Genomic DNA, 21,296 nt, shown 5'->3' with positions numbered 1-21,296 from the left:
GTTGCTCATTTTCTAAGGTGACGGCGCTATTGCAGGCGTTGCGCCTTGGCGGGATCCCAGGTGGCCAGCACGCGATCGCCCGGCCGGAACGGATGGACGTCGAAGGTGGACTCGGGAAGATGGGAGAACAGCGCGGTGCCGTCGTCGAGCGTGAGCGAGACGGCAACATACGAGCCCTGGTACTCGGTCTGGGTCAGCAGCGCCGGCGCGCCGTATGCGCCCTCAACGAACGGCACGATGCCGAGCTGATCGGCGCGCACGGCGATGAGGCTGCCGGCGTCACTGAGAACGTTGTGGCCGCCGATGAAGCGAGCCACGAATTCGGTGCGGGGATGGTGGAAGATGTCGCGGGCTGTGCCCTGCTGCTCGATCTTGCCCTGGTTCATCACCACGATGTGGTCGGCGAGCGCCATCGCCTCTTCCTGGCCGTGGGTGACCTGGATGAAGCTGATGCCGAGCTCGCGCTGCAGCCGCTTGAGCTCGCCGCGCATCCTGACCCGCAGGAACGGATCGAGCGCTGACAGCGGCTCGTCGAGCAGAAGGATCTGCGGCTCGGTAATCAGCGCGCGGGCGAGCGCGACGCGCTGCTGTTGGCCACCCGAAAGCTGGGCCGGCAGGCGGCTCGCATAGGGGCTCATCGCCACCAATTCCAGAAGCTCGCCGGCGCGCTTGTGCCTGGTGGCGCGGTCGATGCCGCGCATTTTCAGGGCAAACGCAACATTGTCGAGCACGGTGAGGTGCGGAAACAGCGCGTAGGACTGGAACATCATGGCCGTGCCGCGCTTGGCAGGCTCCAGGTCCGTGACGTTCTGTGGGCCCAGGATGATGTCGCCTTCGCTGACGGCCTCGTGGCCGGCGATCATGCGCAGGGTCGAGGTCTTGCCGCAGCCGGACGGGCCGAGCAGGCAGCAATAGGTGCCGGCGGGGATCTTCAGGTTGACGTTGTCGACCGCCAGCGTCGTGTCGTAGCGCTTGGTGACGGCGACCAGTTCAAGGGCGGCAGGAGTGGCCATGGCGTTTCCGCGAGAGGAGCGATGCTCCGGCTTCTCCGCAAGGTCCGTGCCAACAACCCCGGGATTGCCGAAATCCAAAACAGTGCAGCGGAGTCAGATCGTTAGATGAAATCCGGCGGTAGTCGGGCGTGTGCCGGAGTCGCGCTAATATGCACACAAAATGGGCGAAGATTGTATAAAGTTTCGCCTGTGATTGGATACAGCTCGTCGATTACCATCATAGGCCGAACCTCGATCGAGCCCTCAAACCAACGCTTCGAACTGATGGCCGCCAAACCCCGCCCGAAATCCGATGCGCCCGACGTGAGCGATCGCGTCAGCCGGATCAGGGAAGGCGTGACCGCGGCAATCCTCGAGCATCGCCTGCTGCCGGGCACCAAGCTCGGCGAGGACGAGATTGGCGAGATCTACGGCGCGAGCCGCACGCTGGTCCGCAGCGCTTTGCAGCAGCTCGCGCATGAGGGCATCGTCAACATCGAGAAGAACCGCGGTGCCTTCGTCGCGCGTCCGACACCGGCGGATGCCCGCGAAGTGTTCGAGGCGCGCCGCCTGATCGAGCCCACCATTGTCGATCACGCGTGCGAGGCTGTCTCGCCGATGTGGATCGAGCGCCTCCAGCGGCACCTCACCGAGGAGCGCGAAGCCGAGCTGCGCGGCGACGCGCGCGCTTCGGTCCGGCTGTCCGGCGACTTTCACCGGCTCATCGCCGAGATGAGCGGCCACAGCATTTATCTTGGTTTCCTGAAAGAGCTGATCGCGCGCTCCTCGCTGATCATTCTGCTCTATCGCCGTCACGACACGCCGGCCTGCGGCACCGATCACCACACCGAGATCGTCGCCGCGGTCCGCAAGCGCGACAAGCAGGCCGCGCGCGCGCACATGCTGTCGCATCTGAACGAAATCGAGGCCGAGCTGTTTCTGAGGGACCCCGCCGCCGACGAGTTGCGGCTTGCCGACGTGCTCGGCGCATAAATCTCGCACCCCAAAAAAGTTGCGGCCAGGCTTTGGGGGAAGCCTGGCCGCGCGCGAACCGGTCTGGGACGGGGAGGGGTGGGGATGTGACCGGGTCGCGTAACTTGTTGTCTCGTTCCTCGAACTACTGATCTAACTACTGATCTCTTGCGCTGGCGGTGGAGACCGCCGGCTTGGTATCGCCCAGCGAGACCCAGACATTGGGATCGCTCTGCGACTGGCGCTTGACGAAGCGGTAGCCGGTCTCCGTCCAGGCAACGACGTTCTCGTTCTGATTGTCGAGAACGAACTCGCCCTTGTCGGTCTTCACCGTCAGCACCGCGTGTCCTTCGCCCTTCTTGTCACGCACGACGGTGATGAGCAGGGCCTCGCGGGGCCAGCCGGCATCCATCAGCATCTTGCGCTTCAACAGCACGTAGTCTTCGCAGTCGCCGTAACCATCTGTCGGCAGCGACCATTTCTCGATGACGCCCCAGTGCTCCTGGTCGGTCAGAGGCTTGATCGTCTCGTTGACCCAGCGATTGACCTTGGTCAGGTCGCGCCACGCCGTCTGCGACATCACGATGTCGCGCGGCTGCGTCGGCCCGCCCTGACACTGAGCGGCATTCTCCGCACAAAACTCGATCCAGCCGATCGGCGCACGCGTGGTGTCGCCGAGGCTCGCGTAAAGCAGGCGGCTTTCACCGGCCTGCGCTGCCGCGCCGATCCCGAAGAGCATGACGGCGAGCGCCAGACCCTTCCCCTGTCCCCTGAAGTCCAACATTGCGGCCCCCGTTTCTTGTTGGGACCACATTGCGCACGGAGCTTTTGAGTTGCCGCTAAGTCAGCCAAGTCAAGTCGAGACGAATACAAGTAAAACGCGCGTAAAATTCGATCTATACTTGAATAGATTTCGAATAAAATTTGAGACTACTGCAATTGATTCAAATTGTAGGCATTAACGCGCGAACGCTGGCGGAGCCGGTGTTTGGCGACGCAAGAGCTTCGCGCGTTAACCGCCTGCCGCTGCGGACCGGATGCGAAAAAGGCGGCGTCCGGATCGCGGGCGCCGCCTTCGAGGTTTTGAAAACAGGGGTTTTGGCGCCGTCGCGCTTTACCGCGCGGTAACGCTCTCTTCGAGAGTCTCGATTGGCTGCGAGTGCAAGAACTCGAGTGCGAAGCCGTCTTCGAGGTTTCGGACCACGCGGCCCTGGACCCGGCCGAGGAAAACCGTCGATTTCAGCGGCGGGCGGTTCTCGGCGGCAATGGCCGCGCCCGACAGCGAGAGGTCGATGATGCGGCAGGTCATCTTGGTGCCGTCCTCGAGCGTCAGCACCGCGATCGGATTGCGCGGCACGATACGGTCGTGGCGGCGGTCTTCCGGCAAATTGAGGATGTCGCGGTTGGCGAGCCAGGTCAGCTGGGCCGCGAGCTTGTCGCGTTTGCGCGGCGTCGCCCCGACCGTCATGGCGAAGCCGTTGTCTATGATCCGGGTGATCTTGCCCTCGACCCGGCCGATATGGTCGAGATAGGCGACGACGCGGTCGCCGACATTGCCGATACCGGGGGCGAGCAGCGCGAGCCCGCCTGGCGACATGTTGATCACCTGGCAGGGGAATTCGCGGCGATCCGGCAGCATGTAACGGCCGAGCAGGTGCACCTTGACCCGCTGGAAACGCCGACGTTCCTCGGCGGCCGGAAGAAATTTTTTGTTCGCCAACGCCATTTTCACTACCCGACCCCCCGCCCGGGCGGAGTCCGACACGACCCTAAGGTGCATAGGGTTAATGCCGCGTTATGATCTGGCGCGGCGATTACGGACGGACACAATGCGTTCAAAAAGCCACATCAGCGGCGGGCAGGCCAATACCGCCAGGGCGCCGAGGTCGAGCGCGACCGCGGCCGTGCCGGTCGATTTGGCCAACCGCCCGGCGATCGCCGGTCCCAGCATCATCGTCGCATAAAAGAGAGTGTAGAACACGCCCATGCCGATCGCCCTTGTCTCCGGGGCAAGGACGCGGGCGGCCAGGCTCATGATCGGGCCGGCCGGGAAGCCCCCGATCAGGCCGATGAGGATGAGAATCGTGATCACGGCGTCCGACCTGGTTAGCCAGGCCAGTAGGGCGGCGACCGTGATGCTGGCCACGATCGTCAGCACGAAGGGCTTGGCACGATCAGCCAGATATCCGCCTGAGGGCACCGAGACCACCGACAGCCACATCACAAGGCTGATTGCGGAGCCTGCGGCGGCAATGCTCCAGCCCCGCTCGGCGAGCAGGGACGGGCCGAACGAGAAGATCATGGCGAAGCCGACATTATAGAGGCCCCAGATGAGGCCGGCGACGATCACCGCCAGCAAAGCGAGGCGATCGAGCCGGCCTGAGCCGGCTGCGCTCGCCGTGACGGCCGGCGGCGGCTGGTAAAGCATGGTCAGCAGGATGCCGATCGCGCTCAGCGTCCCGGTCGCCGCGAACACGGCGCCCGCGCCGTAGGCGGTGCCGATCGCCGGCAGCACAAGCAGCGAGATCGCAACGCCTGCGGGCCAGGAGTTGACGAAGATCGCCATCGCGGTGGCGATCTCTTTTCCGGCGAACCAGTCCGTGCCCATCTTGGTGAGCTGCACCGTCAGCAGCACGCCGCCCGCGCCGGAGGTGAGCCGGCCCGCCATCTGCAAGCCCCAGATGTCGGTGGTTGCCATCACGAGACTGCCCGCCGTCATCAGCAGCAGCGCCGCGATCGTCGTCGGCTTGTCGCCAAGCGATCGTCCGATCGCACCGCCCGGCAGCGCCAGCACGACGCCCGGGGTGAAATAGAGCCCGATCAGGATGCCGATGTCGGCGAGCCCAACGCCAAATGTCTTTTCAAGCAGCGGCGCGACCGCCGCCACGCTCTGGAACTGGAACGCGATGGTGAGGCGAACGACGAACAGGATCGCAAGAATGGCCCAGCGATTGCGCAATGCCTCAACTCCCCAACCCGCGGTTCGAGGGTGCGGTGGGGAGGGACGGGAGTCAACCGGTCCGCGTCGTTATGACTTTCTCGCGGCGCGATGATACGGGAGACACAGCAGCGCCAGCAACAGCGCGGCCGATACACCCAGCGACCAGTGGATGCCGGTCGCTGCGCCGAACACGCCGACGGTGATGCCGGCGGGCGATGTCATCGCCGTCAGCACCGGCTGCGTTCCGGTGGCGCGCATGGTGTCGACGATATCTGCGAATCCACGCACGGCGTAGCGACGCACGGCCACGCTCTTGTCGCGCACCGGCGCCCGGAACAGCCGCAGCAGCAGCGGCAGATAGAACATCGTGTTGAAGACAATGCCGTGCGAGGGACCGAGCGTCAGCAGATGACGCCGCCGACGGCCGGTCCAACCAGAATGCCGAGATAGCGCGCCATCGCGTTCAGCCGCACCGCGCTCGGAAGGTCCGCGGGGCCGGCGATCGCCGCGGCATTCTCGTAGCGAAAATCACGAAGCATTCTGGTCGTCCCCGCGTACACACACCTCGGCACGCGCGCATAACAGACGGGCTGAACAGCCATGGAACAGATCCGCGTCTGCACCCACGCCGCACCAGGCAGTGAGCCCGTGATCAAATCAGTGCCGGGACCCGACGGTCGGCCGCAAGGATGCTCTGATCAGGAAAATTGATCGACGTCAGCCAGCTCCAGCTTATCTGCTCGTCCCTGTGCGCCTCGCCACTGACCAGGCGATCGCCCGACAAACTTCTTGAAGGCGCGGCTGAACGCGGCTTCGGAGTCATAACCGACCTCGTGCGCAATGGCGGCCACCTTGGTGCTCGGGTCTGCCAATCGTCGCGCGGCCAATTGCATGCGCCATTGCGTGAGGTACTGAATGGGCGGGCACCCTACAAGATGAGTAAATCTGGCGGTCAGAACCGATCGCGATGTCCCGAGTTCAGACGCCAGTTCTTCGAGCGTCCATGGGTGCGCGGGCCGTCCATGGAGCAGCGTCAGAGCTCGGCCAACCTGTGGGTCGCGCAATCCCGCCAACCAACCGGTATTCTCGTCGCCGAGCTGGCGAATGTGCAGACGGATCACCTCGACAAACATCAGCTCGGAAAGCCGGATCAGCACGCTCTGACTTCCCGGCGTTTTGGAGGCCATTTCGGCAGATGCAAACTGGATGAACTGATCGAGCCGGCCATGCGGACTCGAGGGATCGCGACCGAAGCGCATGATACGTGGGAGTGAGCTTAAGAGCGGGTTGAACGGACGGGCGTCGCAGCTGAAGAATCCGCAGATCAGTTTGGCTTCTCCTGGGCCATCGCCGCCCGTCTGCAGAACGAAGGGGGGCGAGTCATCCCGTAAGCTTCTTCTATAAGCGTCCAAAGCCGGCGCTGCTCGCATGCCGGGGGCGCTTGATACGACATGGGGGTCGCCATGCGGAATGACGACGATGTCTCCCTCCTGGAGTTTCAGTGGCTCGGATGCATGCTCGCCCAGCAGGGAAATCCAGCACGAGCCACTGATAACGAGGTGGTACTCCATTGCATGCTGTGCGCCGGGAACGACTTCGTGGGCAACCTCCGCGGCTGGTGGAGCTTCAGCAACCCACGGCGTTGTAGCGATGACGTCGAAGAAGACCGAGCCGGATAGACTGACCGCTGAAAGAACCTGCGATAGCGTGTCTGAATTCATCGATGAGACCTTTCACCGCGACCAGTTGGCTTGGCCGCTCGGATAGCGGCATCCGCCCAATCTATGTGTCCTCCGCAAGAATAACAGGTTCAATGCCGGCGGCCTCAGATCATGACCGACCGATCATAGTCTGCATCCTCAAAGTACCGAGGCCTGCCCGGCCAGCGCAATGCGTTCAGGACGACGGAGCAAGTAGTTCGGCAGCGCAGTCATTCAGCGCTGATCCGGAGTGACCTAGGTATTGCGGGGCCAAAGCGAGAGATCCGGATCTCGCCCCTGGCAAGATGCGAAACCAGATCAAGCGAGAGACAGCATGACCAACATTATCGATTGCCATCCGTCCGCGACCGGGCCAGACCTCAACGCTCTGAAAGTCAAGCAGCAAGCAGCTTGGTCATCTGGTGACTACGCGGTGATCGGCACAACCCTGCAGATCGTCGGCGAGCAACTGGCGGAGAGCATGGACTTGCGAGCAGGCGACAAGGTGCTCGACGTGGCAGCCGGCAACGGAAACGTGACGCTGGCTGCTGCGCGGCGCTGGTGCGAGGTCACGTGCACGGACTATGTCGAGGCCCTGCTGGGCCGCGCACGTGCACGGGCTACGGCTGAAGGCCTTGAGGTTCGATTCGAGGTCGCCGATGCCGAGAACCTGCCGTTTGCTGATGGCGCGTTCGACGCTGTGGTCTCGACTTTTGGCGGTATGTTCAGTCCCAACCAGGATCGGACTGCTGCGCAAATGGTCCGGGTTACGAGGCCAGGAGGTAAGATCGGTCTGGCCAATTGGACGCCCGAGGGCTTCATTGGCCAGCTTTTCAAGACGATCGGCAAGCACCTGCCGCCTCCGCAGGGCGTGAAGTCACCGGCGGTCTGGGGCACGCGCTCGTTCCTCGACGCGAGTTTCGGTGACTCGGCGTCGGCGATTGCGACGACACCCCGGCACTTCGTTTTCCGATACCGATCGGCAGAGCACTTCCTCGATGTGTTCCGGACTTTCTATGGTCCCGTGCTTAAGGCCTTTGAGGCTCTCGAGGGGCGAGATCAGAAGGCACTTTCTCACGACATCCTGGAACTGGTCGGGCGCCTGAACGTGTCAGGTGACCGCTCTATGGTGGTCCCGAGCGAATACCTCGAAGTCATCATCACGAAGAGATGAAATCCTCGTCGGCCTGATGTCTCTCCCAGGCGGGCTTCCGCCACCCGCCGTCGGGAGCCCGTCCGGTTCGTCGCTGGAAGTTCTTGCCATCCTCACCAACCGAATCTGAAATGGAAGTAAACATGGCTTTGGCATCGTTTATCTATGGCGTCCTTGCCTACCTGATATCGTTTGTGACGCTGCTCTACACCATCGGTTTCGTCGGCAATCTCCCGGTTTCGAAGGCGATCGACACGGGCGACGCGGGACCAGCACCGGCCTCGTTCGCAATCGATCTGCTGCTGATCGGCGTGTTTGCACTTCAGCACAGCGTCATGGCCCGCCCCGCCTTCAAGCAGGTCTGGAGCAAACTCGTTCCGCCCTCGGTCGAACGGTCCACATACGTTCTGCTAACGAGCCTCGCGCTGCTGCTGTTGTATTGGCAATGGCGTCCAGTCACCGGGGTCGTGTGGTCCGTGACGAACCCGATGGTCACCATCGCTCTGCAGGCGATGTTCTGGGCCGGGTGGGGATTGGTCCTGCTCAGCACATTCCTAATCAACCATTTCGAGCTTTTTGGACTGCAGCAGGTGTATTCCCGTCTGCGTAACAAGACTTTCCCGCCATCGGAGTTCAGGGCACCGTTCCTTTACAGGTGGGTGAGGCATCCCCTTTATCTCGGTCTGTTGCTCGCCTTCTGGGCGACGCCGATCATGACGCTGGGACACCTGCTGTTTGCGATCGCAAATACTGGCTACATCCTCCTTGGCATCTCACTTGAAGAGAGCGATCTCGTGACGGCTTTTGGCGAACAGTATCTCCGCTACCGCCAACGAGTCTCGATGCTTTTGCCTTTCCCGCGGCGCAAGACTGACCCAGAGGGAAGAGTTCGGCCATTCTAGGAGCGCGCAGCCTGCGCTCCGTGACTTGCGGACCACAAGACCTCCTAACGAAGCTCTGCGGCGCTAGCATATACCCCCAGAGTTTCGCCTGGCACAAAAGGCTTTGCCGGACTGGGAGGATAACTTCAACGAAGATCGAAGGAACTGAACTGTGTCATCGACAAAAGAGATTCTAGACAACCACCTGGGCGCATTCTTCAGGCGCGACCTCGAGGCAGTCCTTTCAGACTATGCGCCTGAAGCCGTCATGTTCACGCAAAACGGCACGCTGAACGGTATCAATGGCATAAGACCGATCTTTCAAGCCCTCTTTGCGGAGTTCGGGAAAGGACGTCCGACGTTCGACATGAAGCAGCAAACGATTGAAGGTGACTTCGCCTATATCGTCTGGACTGCGGAGACCTCTGACAACGTCTATGAAATGGCTACCGACACATTCGCAATACGGGCCGGCAAGATCGTCGCTCAATCCTTCACCGCCAAAACGACGCCGAAGTAAGCTTCTCTGGTGAAGCAGGGCCCGTTTTCCGATGGCCAGCGTCAACACGATCATGAGCTGTTGAGCTACGTTGTTTTCGAGCGAATCTCCTTCGAGAGGTTCGACACCGATGTTCGCGTGGGAAGACCACTCCAAGAAGCAGTGAGTCTGCAATGAATCCGGGCCCGGCCGTTGAAATCATTCGCCTTGCAGGACAAGCAGGTGAACAGAATAAGGCGTCGTTTTGGATGCATGACACGAAATGCTAGCTCATGGGGCGGGACCAGACGGCGGGGCAGGGATGCGATCCGGTCGTTGGCTGGTCTCTGCATGGAAGAATGGATGGGACGCGCAGGTTAGCCGCGCGGAGCAAGTGGCTTGAAATCCGCGCTGCAGATTCATCAGTCGATTTCGGCACACAGCGGCGCGAGGAGCAACGCAAATCCGAAGCAGGCCAGGGCTCCGACAGAGCAAACCTGCTTAAACAGCCTTGGCGTGTCAACACCCGCGTCGGTATTTCCAATGTTGCGCGGCTGTCATAGGCTGACCGCAGGTCCGCGACCACGAGCACGACAAGCGGACTGCAGAGGAAACGGCCATGGAACAGATCCGCGTCTGCACCCACGCAGGTCCCGGCAGCGAGCCCGTGATCAAGACCGTGCCGTGGCCGAAGGTCGGTCGCAAGGGTGCGCTGATCAAGATCGGCGCGTGCGGTGTCTGCGGCACCGATCTGCATATCCTGAAAGGCCATTGGCCGAAGCCGCTGCCCTGGCCGTTCACGCTCGGCCACGAGATCGGCGGCGTCATCGTCGAGTGCGGCGATGAGTTTACCGAAGACTTCATGAGCAAGCCGCTCAAGGTCGGATCGAAGGTGATGATCCCGCCGCTGATGCCCTGCGGCAAGTGCTATTACTGCATCCACTATCCGCAGACCGCCAACAAATGCCTGACGCCTGTCTATTACGGCCGCTATCTCGGCTTCGACAAGGCGCCGCACATGTGGGGCGGCTGGGCCGAATATGTCTATGTCGATCTCGACATGCTGCCGGGCACCAAGATCTACAAATTGCCCGACGACATGTCGCTGCGCCTCGGCGCATTGTCCGAGCCGCTGACCTCCTGCATCCGCGCCTTCAACCGCGCGACCCGCGCAGGAGGCTTCACCTGGGGCGACACGGTCGTGATCCAGGGCTCGGGCCCGATCGGCATTCTAGCGGTCGCTGCGGCAAAAGAGATGGGGGCAGGGCGCGTGATCTGCGTCGGTGCGCCGGAGGAGCCGCGCCTCAAGCTCGCGCGCGAGTTCGGCGCGCAGGCGACGGTCGACATCGAGGAGATCACGTCGCCGGAAGACCGCATTGCCCGCGTGCGCGAAATCGTCGGCGGCTTCGGCGCTGATTTGGTGATGGATTGCTCGGGCCATCCGAGCGCGGGTCCCGAAGGCATCGAGATGCTGCGCGACGGCGGCACTTACGTCGAGATGGGCCAGTTCACCGACGCCGGCTCGATCGAGACCTCCTGGCACCGCATCTGCACCAAGGACCTGAACGTGCTCGGCTCCTGGGGGTTTACCGGCAACGATCTGCCGCTCGGCGTCGATATGCTCTACCGCACGGCGGGCAAATATCCCTGGCTGAAGATGCAGACGATCTATCCGTTCACGGAAGAGGGTGTCTCGCAGGCGGTGAAGGACGCGGTGGCGATGAAGACGGTGAAGTCGACCATCGTGCCGTGGCCGGAGCTGGTGGAATAGCTGAAGTCGTCTATCTCGCGGATGCTCCAAAAGTTCTGGAGCGAATCTCCGATAAATTCACGCGAAGGTGAAACCTAAACCCGTGTTCCGGCTTTAGGTTCACGGGAGAGTTCATCGTGAAGCGAATCCTGAAACCCGTCACCTACGTCCTGGCCGCCATCTACTTCCTGGTGGATGCGGTGTTCATGGCCGTGGCTCGGCCGATCTCGCGTTGGCTCGAGCGGCATTTCGAATTCAGGCGGTTGCGGGCCTGGATCAAGTCACGGCCACCTTACCAATCGCTGGCACTGTTTTCCGTGCCCGTGATCATTCTGGAGCCGATCAAGCCTTTGGCCGCATACCTTGTTGCAACCGGCCAGTTCCTGAGCGGCGCGGCGGCCTTCGTTGGCTGCGAGCTGCTCAAATTGGTGCTGGTGGAGCGCCTGTTCCATCTGACCCGGGACAAGCTGATGCGGATTCCGGCGTCTGCCTGGGCGTACGGGAAGTTCAGCGCGATGAAGGCGTGGCTCGAGGCAACCGAAGCCTGGCGCGCCATCCGCGCCTTGAGCCGCGCGGCGAAAGACTATGTCATGCAGGCGAGGGCACGGCTTGCTGGCGGCTTCACCAGGCTGGTGACCTCCAGAGATTAAGCCGCACGATATCCCTATGCGAGCTTGCGCGGAGCGGCGGTGGCTTTGTCGCCCGTGTTCGGCGTGCCGGAAGGCTCGATCAGCAGCAGGTGAACCTCCTCACGCGCCACCGGGCGATGCTCGACACCCTTGGGCACGACATAGAGCTCGCCCGGTCCAAGCGTCACGGTCCGGTCGCGCAATTCGATGTCCAGCTGGCCCTTCAGGACGAGAAAGAAATCGTCGGTGTCGTCGTGCTTGTGCCAGGTGAATTCGCCCTTCACCTTCACCACCATCACGTCGCAATCGTTGAAGGTCGTGACCGTGCGCGGCGACCAGTGGTCATCAAAGGTCGCGAGCTTGTCGGCGAGCGAAATGCTGTCGGCCATGTCGTCACCTGTCCTGTTCTGTTCTCTTGCGAGGCACGATTTGGGATGGAATGGCCGGTGTAGCAAGGGCTCCCTAATCCGGACAAAGTTTGTGGCATGCTTGTGCCCATGATCCTCTCGGGGAAGGCTCGAGGTCCAATATGCTGGTGCGTTGGTTCGGCTCGATTGCACTTGTTTGTCTCGTCGCCACGCCGGTGAGCGCAGAGGAGGCTGGCCTTCCAGCGCTCACTTTCTCTCCCTGGGCCAAGTTTTGCTTGGGCGAGACCTGCTTTATCGGCCGGGATGGCCGCCGAAATGTCATCGGTCCGGACAATCGCTCGAACATTAACTGCGGAGCGATTGTATCGGCGCTGCTCATCGAGCGAGGCGGAGGTGACAAGAAGGCATTGCGGGTCACGCTTCCACCCGGCGTGAACCGGGAGCGTGGGGTCCGGATCATCATCGACCAAAGCGAGCCGATAGAGCGGCCCTACATCCACTGCTTTGCTAATGGTTGCACGGCCGAATATGTGGCCGGACCGGAAATCCTCGATCAGGTCAGGCGGGGACACAGCTTGTTTGTAGGGGCGATCGACAAAACCAATTCGCCGATCAATGTGACCATACCGCTTGCCGGCTTCGCTGATGCCTACGACGGACCGTCACAAGAGACGAAAGTGTACGAGAAAGTGTATCATTCAAAAGAAGAAATGCTGGCGGACTCGGAAGCGCAGAAGCGCGCCGACGAGGAGCGCAAAGCGTGGTGCGAGGCGCGGTAGTTGCCGCGATCAGCCGGCGTCAAGCTCACCCGCCCTCAGCACCGTCGCGCCCACCACCTTCGTGCCCTCCAGCTCGCGGACGATACGCTCGTCCGGTCCCACGATGCCGAGATCGAACTCGCGCTCCGGCGTGACGAGGATCATGCGCCGGCCGACGATCACGACGACCGTCATGTCGTTGTGCTCGCCTTCCGCGGCCCAGGCGCGAATCTCGCTGGCGTAGGGCTCCCTGTGCCACGCGTTGGGTGAGCCGGGGTCGCAGCGGATTTCGACGCCGTCCTCGGAGGTGGTCAGGACCAGCTTGGAGCGGCTCGGCTTCCAGCGCTCGTCCAGGAGGTCGTTGACGAGCCAGAGGCAGCTGAAGCTGGCGCATTCGTCGGGCCGGCCGGCATAGTTGAGGCAGCCGCGGCCCGGCCGGCATTGCGCGCACCAGGTGCCCGCCGGCTTGGCGAGCGCCTCGATGGCCATCACCTTGCAGCAAAGCGTGCAGTCGCCGCACTGACGTTCGCCTGAGCTCACAGATGCATCCCTGACACCTCCGATCGCGCCTAATTTAGGCGAGATGGCCGCAAGAGTCCGCCGTTCCGCCTCAAAAGCGCGTCAAGAGCGCCGGGCCGAGCATCCCGGCCTTGTTCACCCTGTCGCCAACGCCATGCATCAAAAGCATGGTGATTTGGTCACCGCTGGCGTAAAGAGCGTCCAAATCAAGATCATCATGGGTGCGACCGGGCCTCCTGCATCGATTGCAGCGTCGAGGCCCCTTGGCTTTCCGTTCAGCGCCCCACCAACCAAGGTTTTTCATCTCGTGTCTTTTCCGGCCCTGACCCCGCCGCTCGCCCGTGCCCTGGCTGAGCGCAATTACGATTCACCGACCCCGGTTCAACTTGCTGTACTCGGCGAGGACGCCGTTGACCGCGATCTTCTGGTGTCGGCGCAAACCGGCTCGGGCAAGACCGTCGCCTACGGTCTGGCCATGGCCAAGGATCTGCTCGCCGATGCCGAGCGTTTCGCGCAGGCCGCAGCGCCGCTGGCGCTGATCGTCGCGCCGACCCGGGAGCTCGCCTTGCAGGTCCAGCGCGAGCTCACCTGGCTCTATGAGCATGCCGGGGCGCGCGTCGTATCCTGCGTCGGCGGCATGGACCCACGCCGCGAGCAGCGGGAGCTGGCCGCCGGCGCGCACATCGTCGTCGGCACGCCAGGCCGCCTGTGCGATCATCTTCGCCGTGGCCGTCTCGACATCTCGGAATTGAAGGTCGTCGTGCTCGACGAGGCCGACGAGATGCTCAATCTCGGCTTTCGCGAGGACATGGAGTTCATCCTCAAGACCACCCCGGACACGCGCCGGACCTTGTTGTTCTCGGCGACGTTTCCGCGCGGCATCGTGGCGCTGGCGAAACAATATCAGCATCAGGCGTTCCGGATCGAAGTCGCCGGCGACGAAGGCGGTCACGCCGACATCGAGTACCGCGCCATCCGGGTTGCTCCCGGCGATGTCGAGCACGCCGTCGTCAACGTGCTGCGCTTTTACGAGTCGCCGAGCGCGCTGGTGTTCTGCAACACGCGCGATGCGGTCAGGCATTTGCAGGCGGCGCTCTTGGAGCGCGGTTTTTCCGTCGTCGCTCTCTCAGGCGAATTGACGCAGAACGAGCGTACCCTGGCGCTCCAGTCGCTCCGGGACGGGCGCGCCCGCATTTGCGTCGCGACCGACGTCGCTGCTCGCGGCATCGATCTGCCGAGCCTCGATCTTGTCATTCACGCCGATCTGCCGAACGATCCGGAGGTCATGCAACATCGCTCAGGCCGCACCGGCCGCGCCGGCCGCAAGGGCGTCAGCGTTCTGCTGGTGCCGCCGATACGACGGCGGCGTGCCGAGGTGCTGCTGAATTTGTCGGGCATCGAGGCGAGTTGGGGCACTGCGCCGCAGGCGGATGAGATCCGCAAGCTCGATCACGAGCGCATGCTGAAGGACGCATTGTTCTCCGAGGAGACGACCGCCGAGGATCTGGCGCTGGCGCAGGCCTTGCTGGCCGAGCGGTCGGCCGAGGACATCGCGGCCGCGCTCGCGCGGCTCTATCGCGCGCGGCTGCCGTCACCGGAAGACATCGTTGATCCCGGCGAGCGAAGTGGCCGGCCGCGTGACGATCGCCACCGCGACGATCGCGCATCGCGTAGCGATGATCGCGCCGAGAGGCCTCGGCCCAAATCGGGGAAATCGTCGCCGAAGCATGGCATGACGGAGGCCACCGTATGGTTCCGGGCCAACATCGGACGAAGAAAGAATGCGGAAGCGCGCTGGCTCTTGCCGATGATCTGTCGTCGCGGAGGCATCGACAAGGGCGACATCGGCGCGATCAAGATCATGGACACCACGACGGAGTTCGAAATCTCCGAGCGGGTTGCGGACTCCTTCGCTGCCAAGATCAAGCGTCCGGACAAGGAAGACAATATCCGCCTCGAGCCGATGGCCGGTGCATCGCCGGCACAGGCGCCGGTGGAGAAGCGCGCACGCACTCCGCAGCGCGAGGATGGCGACGGCGATCAATTCGTCCGTCGGAGCGACGAATCCTGGAAGGCGAAGGAGCCGAAGCATCACGACCGGCCGCGGGGAAAGCCGGAAGGCAAGGGCAAGCCGCCCGCCAAGACTGACTTCAAGCCTCACGACGGCAAATTCGGCAAGCCGGCGTTCGGCAAGAAGAACAAGACATTCGGAGACAAATCCGGTGACGCCAAACATGCGCCGTCGGTCACCGAATGGCCGGGCGCGTCGGGCAAGAAAAACAAGAAGAAGCGCCGCGGCTGAGAGATCCGTGCGGCCCTATTCGGCGAGCTCGCGCAGCATATAGGTTGCACTCGGACCGTAGGATGCGAGCTTGTCTTGCAGCGCCGCATCCGCGGTGACGGGCTCGAATCCCAGACGCTCCCACAGCGGTCGCGTGCCGTAGACCGAGACCAGCGCAAGCGTCGCGATGCCGGATGATCGCGCGAGCTGTTCGATCCCTGCGACATAAGCGCGCGCCGCGCCGCCACGGCAATCGGGCAGTACGGCCACGTCGTGCACATAGAGGCAATCCGCCGCGTCAGGCAATCGGTCGAGAAAGCGATCGAGCGGCGGGATGTGGTGCTGCATCCAGGGATGCGCAAAACCGTAGCCCGCGATCTCGTTGCCTGCGGCGAGCACGCGGCAACCGTCCGGAGAAAGCCGCATCTTTTCGGCGAACACCTCCGGGCGCTCGGGGAGTTCTGGATGAATTCGCCCGGCGATCGCGCTGATCGCCTCGAGGTCTTCGGCGCATGCGCGGCGCCAATGCGGCTTTCTCATCGTCCCTGTTCCGTATCGTGCACCGCAATTTATTCCGCCGCGCTGTTGGACGCAGCCAAAAATATCTTTGCCCGATTTCGAGGAATAGTGCGCGCGATGCGGCGTCCTACCTCTTGCAAGCCAATTGCATGACAGGAGACACCATGACGACGTCCTCGATCCGCTTCGCGCTCACGCTCGTGTCAGCGCTCGCGCTCACCTCGGCTGCGCTCGCGGCACCGCCGACCAAGACCGGCAAGACCGACAAGGGCAACGTGCTCACCGACGCCAAGGGCATGTCGCTCTATACATTCGACAAGGACATGGACGGCAAGTCGGCCTGCAATGGTCCGTGTGCGACAAACTGGCCGGCGCTGAAGGCCGAGGCCAGCGATGCGCCCGGCGACGGCTACACCATCATCACCCGCGACGACGGCACCAAGCAGTGGGCCCACAACGGCAAGCCGCTCTACACGTTTGCCAAGGACACCAAGCCCGGCGACGTCACCGGCGACGGTTTCCTGAACGGAGCCTGGCATCTGGCGATGCCGTAAGCGGACATGGGGGAGGATGCCCTAGCGCAGCCCCTCGTACACCATCAGGCCGCGCGCGATCTGCAATTTGCGGATGGCGCGCGGCAATATCTTCTCCGGCTGGTGCAGATAGCGCCAGGACGTCACGGTGAACGGGCCAAGCGCGCCGCATTCGTCATCGAATGGCGCGAGTACGCCGGTCACGCTCACGGGCGTGTGCGGACGGGTGTTGAAGGGCAGCAGCAGCAGTTCGAGGTGCGCCTTGCTGCCGTCCTGGCGCTGAGCCGTGAGACCGGCGATGGCGCCCAACGTCTCGTCGGCGACGATGGTGGCGATCTCCTCGATCTCGCCGCGGCTGGTTTCCGCGAACAGTGCGGCAAAGCCCTGGTCCTTGAGATCGCGGCCGGCGAGCGCGCAGACGCGAGTGCCGGCGACACGGAATGGAAAACCCGTTTTCGGCTCGCACGACAGGACGAAGATATCGCCGAGCAGCTCGCGAACGGCGGCCGGGTCGATATCGGCCCGCTCAGGGGCCCGCGCGCTGCCGCGCTTCTTGTCCCAGTATGCGAAGAACGCGCGGCTCGATGGATGTTTCATGACTGACGCTTACCCCTCGGCGCAACCTCGTGGGACAAACCTGTCCCGCTTCAGTGCACCTGAGATCCCTGTGTTGTTGTGCAGGAGGGGAATTGCAGCGTCTATGCCGTGGGGACGTTTTCGGGGCCCTTCGCGCTGCCTTTGCGTCGTTAACGTTAAATTAACTATGCGCTTTCGTTCCGGCTCGCGGCTGCTAGGGTGATCGCGGTCGCAAGTCTCGCCGCTTCTTCCAGGTTCTCGGCGGGGCCTGTACACGGGCGTCAAACAGTTTGGTCACTGGCCGCGGGGAGGGGTGGGGATACTCCTTGTTCCTCCGCAGTGCCGGCAAGATCGACACGGACAGGCAGGGCTTCCCAGGGCCCTGCCTTTTCCTTTTGTGCACTTGCGCAAGGCCGGCAAACGCGACTATCTCCAAGCTGTTGCCTCGCTCGCGCCCGAAAGCGAAACCGCCTTGGATTCCCCGCCATCACTCCCGTCGGACCAGCCGGTCGTCGTCGAAGAGGCCCCGCGCGAGCCGATTCTGACCTTGCCGTTGCCGCTGACGTCTTATGTCGTCCTGCTGGCGCTCGTTCATTTGCGGGTGCTGCTGCCGCCGGAGCTGGAGAACTGGACGATCGACGTGTTCGGCTTCATCCCGAAGCGTTACGATTCCTCACTTGTCAATCTGCAGTTCGAGGGCGGCGCCGGCGCCAAGGTCTGGACCTTCGTCACCTATTCGCTGCTGCACGCCAATCTCACCCATCTTGCGTTCAACGTGCTGTGGCTGCTGCCGTTCGGCAGCGCGCTGGCACGGCGCTTCGGCGGCTTGCGCTTCTTCTTGTTCCTGGCGGTGACGGCCGCGGCCGGCGCGCTCGCCCATCTCGTCACCCACGAGCATGCGGTGGTGCCGATGATCGGCGCTTCGGCCTCGGTGTCGGGTGCGATGGCGGCGGCGATCCGGTTCGCCTTCGTGCGCGGCAGCTTCCTGTCGTTCAGCCGTTCGGACGCCGACACCGCCGCCAGGGTTCCTGCGCTGCCGCTGTTTCAGGCGCTGCGTGACCGGCGGATCGTCGGCTTCCTGCTGGTGTGGTTCGTGATGAACATCGTCTTCGGCGTCGGCGCGATCGGCGTTGAAAGCGATAGCGCCGGCGTTGCCTGGGAAGCTCATATCGGTGGCTTCTTTGCCGGCCTGCTGCTGTTCGCGCTGTTCGATCCCGTACCGCGCGTGCGAAGCGATGATGCTGCGGATGCGTCATCACAGGACATTTCAAACGGTATTTGAAGCGGCGCTTGCGGCGCGGCTCAAATTCATTCATCATTCAAGAGAAGAATGTTCCGAGGCGGCAAGCTGATAGAAGCTGCGCTTCGCAAAGCGCCTGAGCCTGAAACCGGCGCCCAAACTGTTAGTTGAAGACTCGCGAATAAGTCCCAACCGCGCCAAGCGGACGGATCCCATTCAGGGAGGCGACAATGACGGTACGTTCCATTCTCAATACCAAGGGCCACCAGATCATGAGCGTCGCGCCCGACGCCAAGCTCGCCGCCGCGGTCAAGCTGCTCGGCGAGAAGAAGATCGGCGCGGTGCTGGTGACTGGACCAGAGCCGGCTCGAGGGCATCCTGTCCGAGCGCGACATCGTGCGCGTGCTCGGCGAGCGCGGAGCCGGTGTGCTGGATGAGCCGGTCAGCCAGGTCATGACCCGCAAGGTCGTGAGCTGCAAGGAGACCGATACGGTCGCCGAGCTGATGGAGATGATGACAACCGGCAAATTCCGCCACCTGCCTGTCGTCGACAACGGCAAGGTGGTCGGGCTCATCTCCATCGGTGACATCGTCAAATGGCGTGTGCGCGAATACGAGTCTGAGCAGGAAGCCCTGCGCGACTACATCAAGACGGCCTGAGCCGGGCTTAGTCGACCGCCTTGGGCGCGGCGCCTTCGGGCGCCGGCGCCAGCACGTCGATCGTTTCCCGGATCGACTCGAGCGCGCGTTCGGCGGCGCGCGCGCCGTGTGCGATCAGATCCTCGGCGCGGTGGAAGTCGAACCAGCCGAACTGGCCGACCCGCGGCGTGATCAGGAGGTCAGGCGGATCGCCGGCGAGCCGCGCGCGGGTGATGCGGTCCTGCATGATGTTGAAGGCATCGACCATCACCGACGAGATGCCGGGACGTCCGGCGCTGCCGAAGAACTCGCGCTTGACGGTCCTTTCCGGCGAGAAGATGCGCGGAAAACGCCGCTTGGCAGAGGTCTCCTCCGTCACCGGCGTTGGCGTCGCGCCATGCGCATGGATCGTCGTCGCATGTGTGAAGCTGTCGGTGGACAGATTGACCGCGATGACGATTTCGGCGCCGAGCGCCCGGGCAGCCGACACCGGCACCGGGTTCACCAGCGCGCCGTCCACCAGCCAGCGGTCGCCGACCATCACGGGCGAGAAGATGCCCGGCAGCGCATAGGAGGCGCGCATCGCCTCGACCAGGCGGCCACGCGTCAGCCAGATCTCGTGGCCGGTGCGGATTTCGGTCGCGACCGACGCATATTTCATGGGCAGGTCCTCGATGAGGGTCTCGCCGATCGCCTCCTCGAGCCGGCTTGCGAGCTTCTCACCTCCGATCAGGCCCGAGCCGTCGAGGCGGATATCGAGATAGCCGAGAATATTGCGCACGCCCTGCAGGCTTCGCGCCCAGTCTTCCAGCGCATCGAGCCGGTCGGCCGCATAGGCGCCGCCGACGGCAGCGCCAATCGAGGTGCCGACCACGACATCTGGCACGATGCGGTTGGCCAGCAGCGTCCTCATGATACCGATGTGGGCAAACCCGCGTGCGGCACCGCCACCCAGGGCCAGACCAAGGACGGGCCGGCGGATACTGCCGAGGCCGACTTTCTCGCTATTGACGCCGTTCACGCCCCGACCTCGCAAGATTTCCAGCACAGCAACTCTCCTAACCCGGGGCCAGTCGCACGCGCCAGACTAGGCACCGTCCTCGCTCGCCGCCAGAATAGAGGACAAGCATGGTTTATACCGTTCGCGATGCAGGAGTGTGGCAAAGGTCCGTCGGCCCCGGTGTAATCACGCAGGCGTCAACCGGGTTCCAGTGAACCGTAATCCATGGGATTTCAGAGGCTTGAATTTGCCGCGTTTTCGGTGAAAAGCAGAGGGCATGACGATCGGGGGTGACGGCATCATCGGATGGCGGCGCGGCGGCAGGCTGCTGCCGGCGCTTGGCGTCGCCGCATCCCTGGCCGCATGCCTCGTTATGTCCGGCCAAAGGACCGCGCAGGCGCAGCTGTTCTCTGATCGTCCGCCGCCGATACCACCGGCTTCTGTGCCGGATCCAGGCGGCGCGGTGAGCCTCGCGCCGCCCTCAGGTCCAGGCGCCGGTCCGCCGAGCCTGCCGCCGACCCTGACCCAGCCGAATACGCCCAGCATGCCGCCGCCTGCGGTGGCCAACGTGCCGCCGGCCGCCCCTCTCAATGCCGCCGCACCCGGGCAGGCCGTGCTGTCGCTATCGGCGAAATACGGCAAGGACACGGGCGCGATCACCAGCGGCCTGGTGTGGCGGGTGTTCGCCGATCGGCCCGACGAGAACGGCACCTTCAAGCTGATCCGCGAGGATCGCAGCGCCAGCCCCAACATCGTGCTGCCGCCCGGCAATTACGTCGTGCACGTCGCCTTCGGTCTCGTCAGCGCGGTGCGTACCGTCAGCCTGAAGGCCGAGACCGACCGCGAATCCTTCGTGCTGCCGGCCGGCGGTCTGCGCATCGAGGGGCGCGTCGGCACCAGCCGCATTCCGCAGAACCAGATCTCGTTCGCGATCTACAAGGGCAGCCAGTTCGAATCCGGTGAGCGCGCCTCGCTGGTGCCGAACGTCGCCGCCGGCGACGTCGTGCTGCTGCCTGAGGGCACCTACTACATCATCTCGAACTATGGCGATGCCAATTCGGTGGTGCGCTCGGACATCCGCGTCCAGGCCGGCAAGCTCACCGACGTCACCATCACCCACCGCGCCGCCGTGATCACGCTCAAGCTCGTCAGCGACAAGGGCGGCGAGGCGCTCGCCAACACCGCCTGGTCGGTGCTGACGCCCGGCGGCGACGTCATCAAGGAATCGATCGGCGCCTTCCCGCGCGTCGTGCTCTCCGAAGGCGAATACCGCGCCATCGCCAAGAACGAGGGCAAGGTCTTCGAGCGCGGCTTCAACGTCGTCAACGGCGTCGACGGCGAAGTCGAAGTCGTCGCGCGCTAGGTTT

Annotated in this window: 23 protein-coding genes and 1 pseudogene; 12 read left to right on the top strand and 12 right to left on the bottom strand. The window is 63.4% G+C overall.

What is annotated here, in order from left to right; all coding sequences use genetic code 11:
- Positions 1 to 26: 26 nt before the first annotated feature.
- Positions 27 to 1,013: an ABC transporter ATP-binding protein gene (locus JQ621_RS26845; RefSeq protein ID WP_212238765.1), complete on the bottom strand. Its 987-nt coding sequence runs from the start codon at positions 1,011 to 1,013 to the stop codon at positions 27 to 29.
- A 264-nt stretch (positions 1,014 to 1,277) separates the two neighbouring features.
- Here JQ621_RS26845 and JQ621_RS26840 point away from each other — a divergent pair, with 264 nt between their 5' ends.
- The gene (locus JQ621_RS26840; protein ID WP_212238763.1) at positions 1,278 to 1,985 is read left to right on the top strand and encodes a GntR family transcriptional regulator; all 708 of its coding nucleotides are present in this window, start codon (positions 1,278 to 1,280) and stop codon (positions 1,983 to 1,985) included.
- 136 nt (positions 1,986 to 2,121) lie between these two features.
- Here JQ621_RS26840 and JQ621_RS26835 read toward each other — a convergent pair whose 3' ends face one another.
- From JQ621_RS26835 to JQ621_RS26815, 6 genes are all read right to left on the bottom strand, one after another.
- On the bottom strand, positions 2,122 to 2,748 hold the full coding sequence (locus tag JQ621_RS26835) for a transglutaminase-like cysteine peptidase (protein ID WP_212238761.1): 627 nt from the start codon (positions 2,746 to 2,748) through the stop codon (positions 2,122 to 2,124).
- A 330-nt stretch (positions 2,749 to 3,078) separates the two neighbouring features.
- On the bottom strand, positions 3,079 to 3,690 hold the full coding sequence (locus JQ621_RS26830; protein ID WP_212238759.1) for a PilZ domain-containing protein: 612 nt from the start codon (positions 3,688 to 3,690) through the stop codon (positions 3,079 to 3,081).
- A gap of 69 nt (positions 3,691 to 3,759) precedes the next feature.
- Positions 3,760 to 4,923 carry an MFS transporter gene (locus tag JQ621_RS26825; RefSeq protein WP_212238754.1) on the bottom strand — a complete coding sequence of 388 codons (1,164 nt, stop codon included), beginning with the start codon at positions 4,921 to 4,923 and terminating at the stop codon, positions 3,760 to 3,762.
- 69 nt (positions 4,924 to 4,992) lie between these two features.
- A complete protein-coding gene (locus JQ621_RS26820) occupies positions 4,993 to 5,271 on the bottom strand; it encodes a hypothetical protein (protein ID WP_249125598.1) in 279 nt (92 codons plus the stop codon).
- A gap of 35 nt (positions 5,272 to 5,306) precedes the next feature.
- Positions 5,307 to 5,444, bottom strand: coding sequence for a hypothetical protein (locus tag JQ621_RS35595; protein ID WP_249125597.1), 138 nt, complete (start codon positions 5,442 to 5,444; stop codon positions 5,307 to 5,309).
- Positions 5,445 to 5,603: 159 nt separating this feature from the next.
- Positions 5,604 to 6,626 carry an AraC family transcriptional regulator gene (locus tag JQ621_RS26815; protein WP_212238750.1) on the bottom strand — a complete coding sequence of 341 codons (1,023 nt, stop codon included), beginning with the start codon at positions 6,624 to 6,626 and terminating at the stop codon, positions 5,604 to 5,606.
- Between the two features lie 313 nt (positions 6,627 to 6,939).
- On the opposite strand from JQ621_RS26815, the gene JQ621_RS26810 reads away from it, so the two are divergent.
- From JQ621_RS26810 to JQ621_RS26790, 5 genes are all read left to right on the top strand, one after another.
- The gene (locus JQ621_RS26810) at positions 6,940 to 7,779 is read left to right on the top strand and encodes a class I SAM-dependent methyltransferase (protein ID WP_212238747.1); all 840 of its coding nucleotides are present in this window, start codon (positions 6,940 to 6,942) and stop codon (positions 7,777 to 7,779) included.
- Positions 7,780 to 7,901: 122 nt separating this feature from the next.
- On the top strand, positions 7,902 to 8,660 hold the full coding sequence (gene mddA / locus JQ621_RS26805; RefSeq protein WP_212238744.1) for a methanethiol S-methyltransferase: 759 nt from the start codon (positions 7,902 to 7,904) through the stop codon (positions 8,658 to 8,660).
- Positions 8,661 to 8,811: 151 nt separating this feature from the next.
- Positions 8,812 to 9,159, top strand: a complete 348-nt coding sequence (locus JQ621_RS26800) for a nuclear transport factor 2 family protein (RefSeq protein ID WP_212238741.1) — start codon at positions 8,812 to 8,814, stop codon at positions 9,157 to 9,159.
- Positions 9,160 to 9,736: 577 nt separating this feature from the next.
- Complete coding sequence (locus JQ621_RS26795) at positions 9,737 to 10,888, top strand: zinc-binding dehydrogenase (RefSeq protein WP_212238738.1); 1,152 nt, start codon at positions 9,737 to 9,739, stop codon at positions 10,886 to 10,888.
- A gap of 116 nt (positions 10,889 to 11,004) precedes the next feature.
- Positions 11,005 to 11,517 carry a hypothetical protein gene (locus JQ621_RS26790; protein WP_212238735.1) on the top strand — a complete coding sequence of 171 codons (513 nt, stop codon included), beginning with the start codon at positions 11,005 to 11,007 and terminating at the stop codon, positions 11,515 to 11,517.
- Between the two features lie 14 nt (positions 11,518 to 11,531).
- On the opposite strand, the gene JQ621_RS26785 is transcribed toward JQ621_RS26790, so the two are convergent.
- Positions 11,532 to 11,885, bottom strand: coding sequence for a cupin domain-containing protein (locus tag JQ621_RS26785; RefSeq protein WP_212238732.1), 354 nt, complete (start codon positions 11,883 to 11,885; stop codon positions 11,532 to 11,534).
- A gap of 140 nt (positions 11,886 to 12,025) precedes the next feature.
- Between JQ621_RS26785 and JQ621_RS26780 the strand changes: the two genes are divergently transcribed.
- A complete protein-coding gene (locus JQ621_RS26780) occupies positions 12,026 to 12,643 on the top strand; it encodes an invasion associated locus B family protein (RefSeq protein ID WP_212238729.1) in 618 nt (205 codons plus the stop codon).
- 9 nt (positions 12,644 to 12,652) lie between these two features.
- On the opposite strand, the gene JQ621_RS26775 is transcribed toward JQ621_RS26780, so the two are convergent.
- Positions 12,653 to 13,162, bottom strand: coding sequence for a hypothetical protein (locus JQ621_RS26775; protein ID WP_212238715.1), 510 nt, complete (start codon positions 13,160 to 13,162; stop codon positions 12,653 to 12,655).
- A gap of 286 nt (positions 13,163 to 13,448) precedes the next feature.
- On the opposite strand from JQ621_RS26775, the gene JQ621_RS26770 reads away from it, so the two are divergent.
- Positions 13,449 to 15,443 (top strand): DEAD/DEAH box helicase, encoded by a 1,995-nt coding sequence (locus JQ621_RS26770; RefSeq protein ID WP_212238712.1) that lies wholly within the window; start codon positions 13,449 to 13,451, stop codon positions 15,441 to 15,443.
- A 15-nt stretch (positions 15,444 to 15,458) separates the two neighbouring features.
- On the opposite strand, the gene JQ621_RS26765 is transcribed toward JQ621_RS26770, so the two are convergent.
- Positions 15,459 to 15,962: a GNAT family N-acetyltransferase gene (locus JQ621_RS26765; protein WP_212238708.1), complete on the bottom strand. Its 504-nt coding sequence runs from the start codon at positions 15,960 to 15,962 to the stop codon at positions 15,459 to 15,461.
- A 143-nt stretch (positions 15,963 to 16,105) separates the two neighbouring features.
- Here JQ621_RS26765 and JQ621_RS26760 point away from each other — a divergent pair, with 143 nt between their 5' ends.
- Entirely contained in the window at positions 16,106 to 16,495 is a 390-nt protein-coding gene (locus JQ621_RS26760) for a COG4315 family predicted lipoprotein (RefSeq protein ID WP_212238705.1), read from the top strand.
- Between the two features lie 21 nt (positions 16,496 to 16,516).
- Here JQ621_RS26760 and JQ621_RS26755 read toward each other — a convergent pair whose 3' ends face one another.
- On the bottom strand, positions 16,517 to 17,071 hold the full coding sequence (locus tag JQ621_RS26755) for a PAS domain-containing protein (RefSeq protein ID WP_212238702.1): 555 nt from the start codon (positions 17,069 to 17,071) through the stop codon (positions 16,517 to 16,519).
- Positions 17,072 to 17,522: 451 nt separating this feature from the next.
- Here JQ621_RS26755 and JQ621_RS26750 point away from each other — a divergent pair, with 451 nt between their 5' ends.
- Positions 17,523 to 18,332 carry a rhomboid family intramembrane serine protease gene (locus JQ621_RS26750; RefSeq protein ID WP_212238698.1) on the top strand — a complete coding sequence of 270 codons (810 nt, stop codon included), beginning with the start codon at positions 17,523 to 17,525 and terminating at the stop codon, positions 18,330 to 18,332.
- Positions 18,333 to 18,520: 188 nt separating this feature from the next.
- A pseudogene (locus JQ621_RS26745) lies at positions 18,521 to 18,950 on the top strand (CBS domain-containing protein).
- 7 nt (positions 18,951 to 18,957) lie between these two features.
- Here the strand turns inward: JQ621_RS26745 and JQ621_RS26740 are convergent.
- The gene (locus JQ621_RS26740; protein ID WP_212238696.1) at positions 18,958 to 19,977 is read right to left on the bottom strand and encodes a patatin-like phospholipase family protein; all 1,020 of its coding nucleotides are present in this window, start codon (positions 19,975 to 19,977) and stop codon (positions 18,958 to 18,960) included.
- Positions 19,978 to 20,206: 229 nt separating this feature from the next.
- On the opposite strand from JQ621_RS26740, the gene JQ621_RS26735 reads away from it, so the two are divergent.
- The gene (locus JQ621_RS26735) at positions 20,207 to 21,292 is read left to right on the top strand and encodes a hypothetical protein (protein WP_212238694.1); all 1,086 of its coding nucleotides are present in this window, start codon (positions 20,207 to 20,209) and stop codon (positions 21,290 to 21,292) included.
- Positions 21,293 to 21,296: the final 4 nt, after the last annotated feature.

It is taken from the genome of Bradyrhizobium manausense (assembly GCF_018129685.1).
Classification (GTDB): domain Bacteria; phylum Pseudomonadota; class Alphaproteobacteria; order Rhizobiales; family Xanthobacteraceae; genus Bradyrhizobium; species Bradyrhizobium manausense_D.
This window is presented reverse-complemented; position numbering and strand designations above follow the sequence as displayed.